The organism is uncultured Sphingomonas sp., assembly GCF_913778135.1.
Lineage (GTDB): Bacteria > Pseudomonadota > Alphaproteobacteria > Sphingomonadales > Sphingomonadaceae > Sphingomonas.
This window is the reverse complement of sequence record NZ_CAJYVU010000059.1, coordinates 38150-44717: the sequence shown is the minus strand read 5'-3', so window position 1 is coordinate 44717 and position 6568 is coordinate 38150. Positions and strand designations below refer to the sequence as shown.

The following is a 6568-nucleotide window of genomic DNA, read 5'->3' as shown; positions in this document are numbered from 1 at the left end:
ACCGAGGCGGTGCGCGGCGAGGGCGGGCGGCTGATCAACCCGGCGACGGGCAAGCGTTTCATGACCTATTACGATGCCGAGCGGATGGAACTCGCGCCGCGCGACGTGGTGGCGCGCGCGATCGATGCGGAGATCAAGCGCTACGGGCTCGATTACGTCCACCTCGACATCAGCCACCAACCCGCCGACTTCGTGCGCGCGCATTTCCCAAACATCCATGAGAAGCTGCTCGGGCTGGGCATCGATATGACGACGCAGCCGATCCCGGTGGTGCCCGCACAGCATTACACTTGCGGCGGTATCGTCGTCGATCGCGACGGACGCACCGACCTGCCCGGGCTCTACGCCGCGGGCGAATGTACCGAGAGCGGCTTGCACGGCGCCAACCGGCTCGCGTCCAATTCGCTGCTTGAATGCTTCGTCTTCGGCGAGGCCGCGGCGCGCCATATCGCAGGATGCTGGGACACGCTGCCGCCCGTGCCTGCGATCCGCGCCTGGGACGAGAGCCGCGTCACCGACTCCGACGAGGAAGTCGTCATCAAGCAGAACTGGACCGAGATCCGCCGCTTCATGTGGAATTATGTCGGCATCGTGCGCACCACCAAAAGGCTGCAGCGTGCCAAGCGTCGCATCGACCTGCTGACGCAGGAGGTCGAGGAGCATTACGGCCATTTCCGTGTCACCGCCGACCTGATCGAACTGCGCAACCTGATTGGGACCGCCGACCTGATCGTCCGCTCCGCGCTACACCGTCACGAGAGCCGCGGACTGCACTTCACGCTCGATTACCCCGGGATGCTGTCTGAGGCCGTCGACACCGTGCTGGTGCCGTGAAAAGCGTGATGTAGCAGGTGCTTGCGGAGCTGCCATCCTTGTCTGCCCGTCGCATCGTCACAACATCTCGTCGCAGCGACGAGGGTGATGGTCGCAGACCGGCGGCCCGAGCATTGCCGTTTGGCGCGGCCTCGTCTCAACAAGGCGGCAGCGGGCGAGGTGCGGGTACGAATGCGTAACGGCGTGTTGTTGGGATTGGCGGGCGTGCTGGCGCTGGTGGTGGCGTGCAGCGGCGGGGTAGTGCCCAATCCCGGTGCCAATTACGGCGGGCGGGCGCCGCTCTCCTCCGAGACGCAGGGCGACACTGGGCCGATCGTCAGCATGCCGGTGCCGGCCGCGCGCCCGCTGCCGGTCAACAATGCTGCGCCCGCCCGGCTGCGCGCCGAGGTCGACCGGCTGATCGCCGACTTCCCCGGCAAGGCCGGTGCCGCGATCCGCGCGGTCGACGACGGCTGGACCGTTCAACGCGGCGGGGCGCTCAGCATGCCGCAGCAGAGCGTCAGCAAATTGTGGGTAGCGCTAACCGTGCTGTCGCAGCGCGATGCCGGCAAGCTGCGGCTCGACGATCCCGTGCTCGTCACCACGAACGACCTGACATTGTTCCACCAGCCGATTGCGTCGTTGGTGCGCGGCGAAGGCTACCAGACCACCGTCATGGGGCTGCTGACACGCGCACTGACGCAGAGCGACAATACCGCCAACGACCGGCTGCTGACGCTCGTGGGCGGCCCTTCGGCGGTCCGCGCCTTCATCGCCGAGCACCAGTTGGGGGCGATCCGCTTCGGCCCCGGCGAGCGCCTGCTGCAGAGCGGCACCGCCGGCGTCACGTGGAACCAGTCGATGGCGCTGGGGCGCGGGTTCGAGGCGGCGCGCGCGCGACTGTCGCCCGAGGTGCGCGCCGCGGCGATGCAGCGCTACATCGACAATCCACCCGACGGCGCCGCACCACTCGCGATCGCCGACGCGCTCGCGCGGCTGGCGCGCGGCGACCTGCTGAGCGAGACATCGACCCGCGTCATGCTCGACACGATGGGCGCCTCGGTCACGGGTCGCGCGCGCCTGCGCGCCGCACTGCCTAGCGGATGGACGATCGCGCACAAGACCGGCACCGGGCAGGAGCTCGCCGGGCGCAATGCCGGCTTCAACGACGTCGGCCTGCTGACCGCGCCCGATGGCAAACGCTACGCGGTCGCGGTGATGATCGGCGACACGCGCGCGCCGATGCGCGTGCGCCAGCAACTGATTCAGAACGTCGCCGCCGCACTGACCGGCGGGCACGCGGGCGCCAACGTCGGCGAGGACGCGAGCGACGGCTGAGTCCTCGATGTCGCAGGCGTTGCGCTTTCGCAACGCCGCGTGACCGAAGCGCAGCGCGGCGGTTTCGCGATGGCCTGAAACCGCCTAAGCCAGCGGTCATGCCGCATCTCTATCTAGTCGACGGTTCGGGCTACATCTTCCGCGCCTATCACCGTTTGCCGCCGCTCACCAACAAGCATGGCGAGCCGGCCGGCGCGGTCTACGGCTACGCCTCGATGCTGTGGCGGTTGGCGGACGACCTGCACAAGGCCGACGGGCCGACGCACATGGCGGTCATCCTCGATAAATCGTCGGTCACCTTCCGCAACGAGATGTACGACCAGTACAAGGCGCACCGCCCGCCGCCACCCGAGGATCTCGTTCCGCAATTTCCGATGATCCGCGATGCGACCCGCGCCTTCTCGCTGCCCTGCATCGAGGAACAGGGATGGGAGGCCGACGACCTGATCGCCAGCTACGCCAAGGCGGCGCTGGCTGAAGGCTGGCAGGTGACCATCGTGTCGTCGGACAAGGATTTGATGCAGTTGGTCGAGGACGGCAGCCTCGACATGCTCGACACGATGAACAATCGCCGTCTGATGGCGGCGGATGTCGAGGCGAAGTTCGGCGTGCCCCCGGCCAAGGTCGGCGAGGTGCTCGCGCTGATGGGAGATTCGGTCGACAACGTGCCCGGCGTGCCCGGCGTCGGTCCCAAGACCGCGGCCAAGCTGATCCAGGAGTTCGGCGACGTCGAGGGTGTGCTCGCCGCCGCACCCGAGATGAAGAAGAGCAAGTTGAAGGACAATCTGCTCGAACACGCCGACAACGCGCGGCTGTCCAGGCGACTGGTCGAACTCGCCTGCGACGTGCCGCTGCCCGAACCGCTCGAGGATCTGGCGCTCAAGGGCATTCCCGAGGCGCCCTTGCGCGCCTTTCTCGAACATCACGGCTTCAAGTCGCTGCTCTCGCGGCTAGGCCAGGTCGCTGACGCGCCCGCGCCCGAGGCCAAGGTGCCCGGCGTCCAGTTCGACGACGAGCCGGCGTGCGACCACGACGGCTACGAAACGGTGGTCGACGAGGCCAAGCTCGACGAATGGATCGCCGCCGCGCGATCTCAGGGCTGGCTCGCGCTCGATACCGAGACGACGTCCAAAGACCCGATGTTAGCCACCCTCGTCGGCCTCTCGATCGCGCTCGCTCCAAACCGCGCCTGCTATGTTCCATTGGCTCACGGCGGCAGCGACATGTTCGCCGAACGCCCGGCGCAGCTCGACGCGGCGCTGGTGCTCGCCAAGCTCAAGCCGCTGCTGGAGGACGCCGGCGTCCTCAAGGTCGGGCACAATTTCAAGTACGACCTGATCGTGCTCAACCGCGCCTATGCGGCCAACGGGCTGGGCGACGTGAGGATCGCGCCGCTCGACGACACGATCGTGATGAGCTTCGACCTCGACGCAGGGCTTCACGGTCACGGCATGGACGAACTCGCCGCGACGCACCTCCAGCATTCGTGCATCGCCTACAAGGACGTGGTCGGCACGGGCAAGAAGGCACTCGGTTTCCATGAGGTCGATCTGAAGGCGGCGACCCGCTACGCCGCGGAGGACGCCGACGTGACGCTGAGGCTGTGGCGCCGCTTCAAGCCGCGGCTGCCCGCGGAAAGTGCCACCCGCGTCTACGAGATGGTCGATCGTGCGCTCGTTCCCGTCATCGCCCGCATGGAACAGCGCGGGATCATGGTCGATCGCGAGCGGCTGGCGGCATTGTCGGCGGACTTCACGACGCAGATCGCCGCGCTTGAGGTTGTGGTCCACGATCTCGCCGGCGGTCCATTTACGATAGGCAGCCCAAAGCAACTCGGCGACGTGCTGTTCGAGCGGCTGGGCTTGAAGGGCGGGCGCAAGGGCAAGAGCGGGGTCTATTCGACCGACGTCAACGAACTCGAACGCCTCGCCGCCGACAAGGACTCGGCTGGTGCCGAGATCGCGCGCAAGGTTCTTGACTGGCGCGGGCTGACCAAGCTCAAGAACACCTACACCGACACGTTGCAGGAACAGATCAATGCGTCGACCGGTCGTGTCCACACCAGCTACTCGCTGACGGGTGCGCAAACCGGGCGGCTGTCGTCCTCTGATCCGAACCTGCAGAACATACCGATCCGGCAGGAGGTCGGCCGCCAGATCCGCGACGCGTTCGTGGCACAACCCGGCCACGTCATCCTCGCCGCCGATTACTCGCAGATCGAGCTGCGGCTGGCGGCGCACATGGCCGACGTGCCCGCGCTGAAGCAGGCGTTCGCGAACGGCGACGACATCCACAGCCTGACCGCGCAGGAGCTGTTCGGCGAGGTGACGCGCGACAATCGCGCGCGCGCCAAGACGATCAATTTCGCGATCCTCTACGGCATCAGCCGCTGGGGGCTCGCCGGCCGGCTCGACATCTCGGCGGACGAGGCGCAAGCGATGATCGACCGCTATTTCGATCGCTTCCCCGGCATCAACCGCTACATCGCGGAGACGCTGACGGGGGTGCGTGAGCGCGGTTTCACCACTACCCTATTCGGGCGCAAGACGCACTTCCCGCGCATTCGCAGCAAGGTGCAGAACGAACGGCAGGGTGCAGAGCGCGCCGCCATCAACGCGCCGATCCAGGGGACCAGCGCCGACATCATCAAGCGCGCGATGGTGCGGATGGAGCCCGCACTCGCCGCCGCCGGGCTCACGAACACGCACATGCTACTCCAGGTTCACGACGAACTGGTGTTCGAGGTCGCGGACGCGGAGGTCGACGCGGCACGCGAGGTGATCGAGCGCGTCATGGCTACCGCGGCCGAGCCTGCGGTCAAGCTCGACGTGCCGCTGGGTGTCGAGATCGGCACGGGGGCGAGCTGGGGAGCGGCGCATTGACGAGCGTCGCCGGCGCCGTGCCGGCCGAGCAGAAGGACATCGCGGCGCTCGCCAAGGGCGGGCGCACCAACGTCGCGGGGTTCGTGCTGCGGCTGGGCGCGCGCATTCCGTTCCTGTTCATCGCCGGGCATCTCTACGGCGCGGCGCTGGTCGGGCGCTTTGCGATCGCAGTGGTGGTGGTCGAACTCGCCGCGCTGGTGGCAACGCTGGGGTTGAAGCGCGGGCTCGCGCAGGCGCTGAGCAGCACTGACCGACCGCACAACGCGGTCGTCGCGGATGCGCTGACGGTCGCGCTGATCGTATCGCTGTGTGCGAGCGCACTGCTGTGCGCCTTTCCGCAGCTGATGTACCCGAGCAGCTGGATCACCGGGCTCGATCGCTTTTTCCCGCTCATTATACTCGCGCCCGCGCTCTCCGACGTGAGTCTCGCCGCGCTCGCCTACCGCCACGACGTGAAAGCGAGCGTCACCGCACGCGCGGTGGTCGAGCCTTGGACGCTGTCGGGTGCGGCCTACGCCTTCTCCTTCTTCACGCTGCGCGACGGGCTGATCCTGTCCTACGTCGCGTCGATGACCGCGGCGCTGATCGCCAGCATCGTGCCGCTGGTGCGCAGCTATGGCATCCCGACCGGCTGGTCGCCGCATTTGCGTGGACTGTTCCAGCTCGCCCGCGCCAATGCGCCGCTCGCGGGTGCCGATGCATTGGAGTGGGGCAGCCGCAACGTCGACCGCATCGTGCTGGGCGTACTGTTCGCGCCAGGGGTGGTCGGCATCTATTACATGGCGCAACAGGTCGCGAGCCTGCCGCAGAAGCTCAAGACCAGCTTCGACCCGATCCTCGGACCCGTCGTGACGCAGAGCCTCGCGCGGCGCGACTATGGTGCGATCGCGCGGCAGGTGCGGCAGGTCGCGTTCTGGATCATCGCGGCGCAATTATGCCTCGCGTTGATGGCGTCGATCCCGCGCAAGGCGGTGATGGCCTCGGTCGGCGCACAGTTCGAGAGCGGCGCGGCGGCGATGGTGTTCCTACTGTTTGCGGAGGTGTTCGCATCGACCGGCGCGGTCAGCGAATCCGCGCTCGTCTATATGGCGCGTCATCGCAACCTCGTAATCTCGGCGACGATGTTGGGTGTGCAGGTAGCGCTGTCGTTCGCGTTCATTCTCGGGATGCGCGGCTTTGGCTTTGGCCTGACCGAGCAGGCCGCGGGTGCGCCGGTCGCGCTGATGGTGACGCTGCTGCTGACCTCGGTCATCAAGGCGCGCGTGCTGCGGCGGATGCTGGGCGCATCGGTGTCGCCGATGCGCTGGCCGCTCGCCTGGGCGGCAGTCGCCGCGGGGCTGGTGGGCGGAACCTTCACGCTGCTGCCACCCGGGCACCGCGCGATCCAGCTGGCCGTCGGCATTCCGGCGACCGCCGCGATCTACCTGTGGATGATCTGGCGCTATGCCTTCGGACCTGAAGACCGCTCCTTGTTCACCAAGATGCCCAAGGCCGAAGAAGCCACCCTGCCGAAGGAGGGTGGCTTCACCAGTTAG

The 6568-nt window shown here is 67.4% G+C and carries 4 protein-coding genes; all 4 read left to right on the top strand.

Annotation, left to right across the window (positions count from 1 at the left end):
- Nucleotides 1-834 (top strand): FAD-binding protein (locus QZ847_RS06320; protein ID WP_294354410.1); only part of this gene is annotated, 834 nt, incomplete at its 5' end.
- Nucleotides 835-1005: 171 nt separating this feature from the next.
- Nucleotides 1006-2151, top strand: coding sequence for a serine hydrolase (locus tag QZ847_RS06315; protein WP_294354420.1), 1146 nt, complete (start codon nt 1006-1008; stop codon nt 2149-2151).
- Nucleotides 2152-2249: 98 nt separating this feature from the next.
- Nucleotides 2250-5033, top strand: a complete 2784-nt coding sequence (polA, locus tag QZ847_RS06310; RefSeq protein WP_294354407.1) for a DNA polymerase I — start codon at nt 2250-2252, stop codon at nt 5031-5033.
- On the top strand, nt 5030-6568 hold the full coding sequence (locus QZ847_RS06305) for a lipopolysaccharide biosynthesis protein (protein ID WP_294354404.1): 1539 nt from the start codon (nt 5030-5032) through the stop codon (nt 6566-6568). Before polA ends, QZ847_RS06305 begins: the two co-directional genes overlap by 4 nt.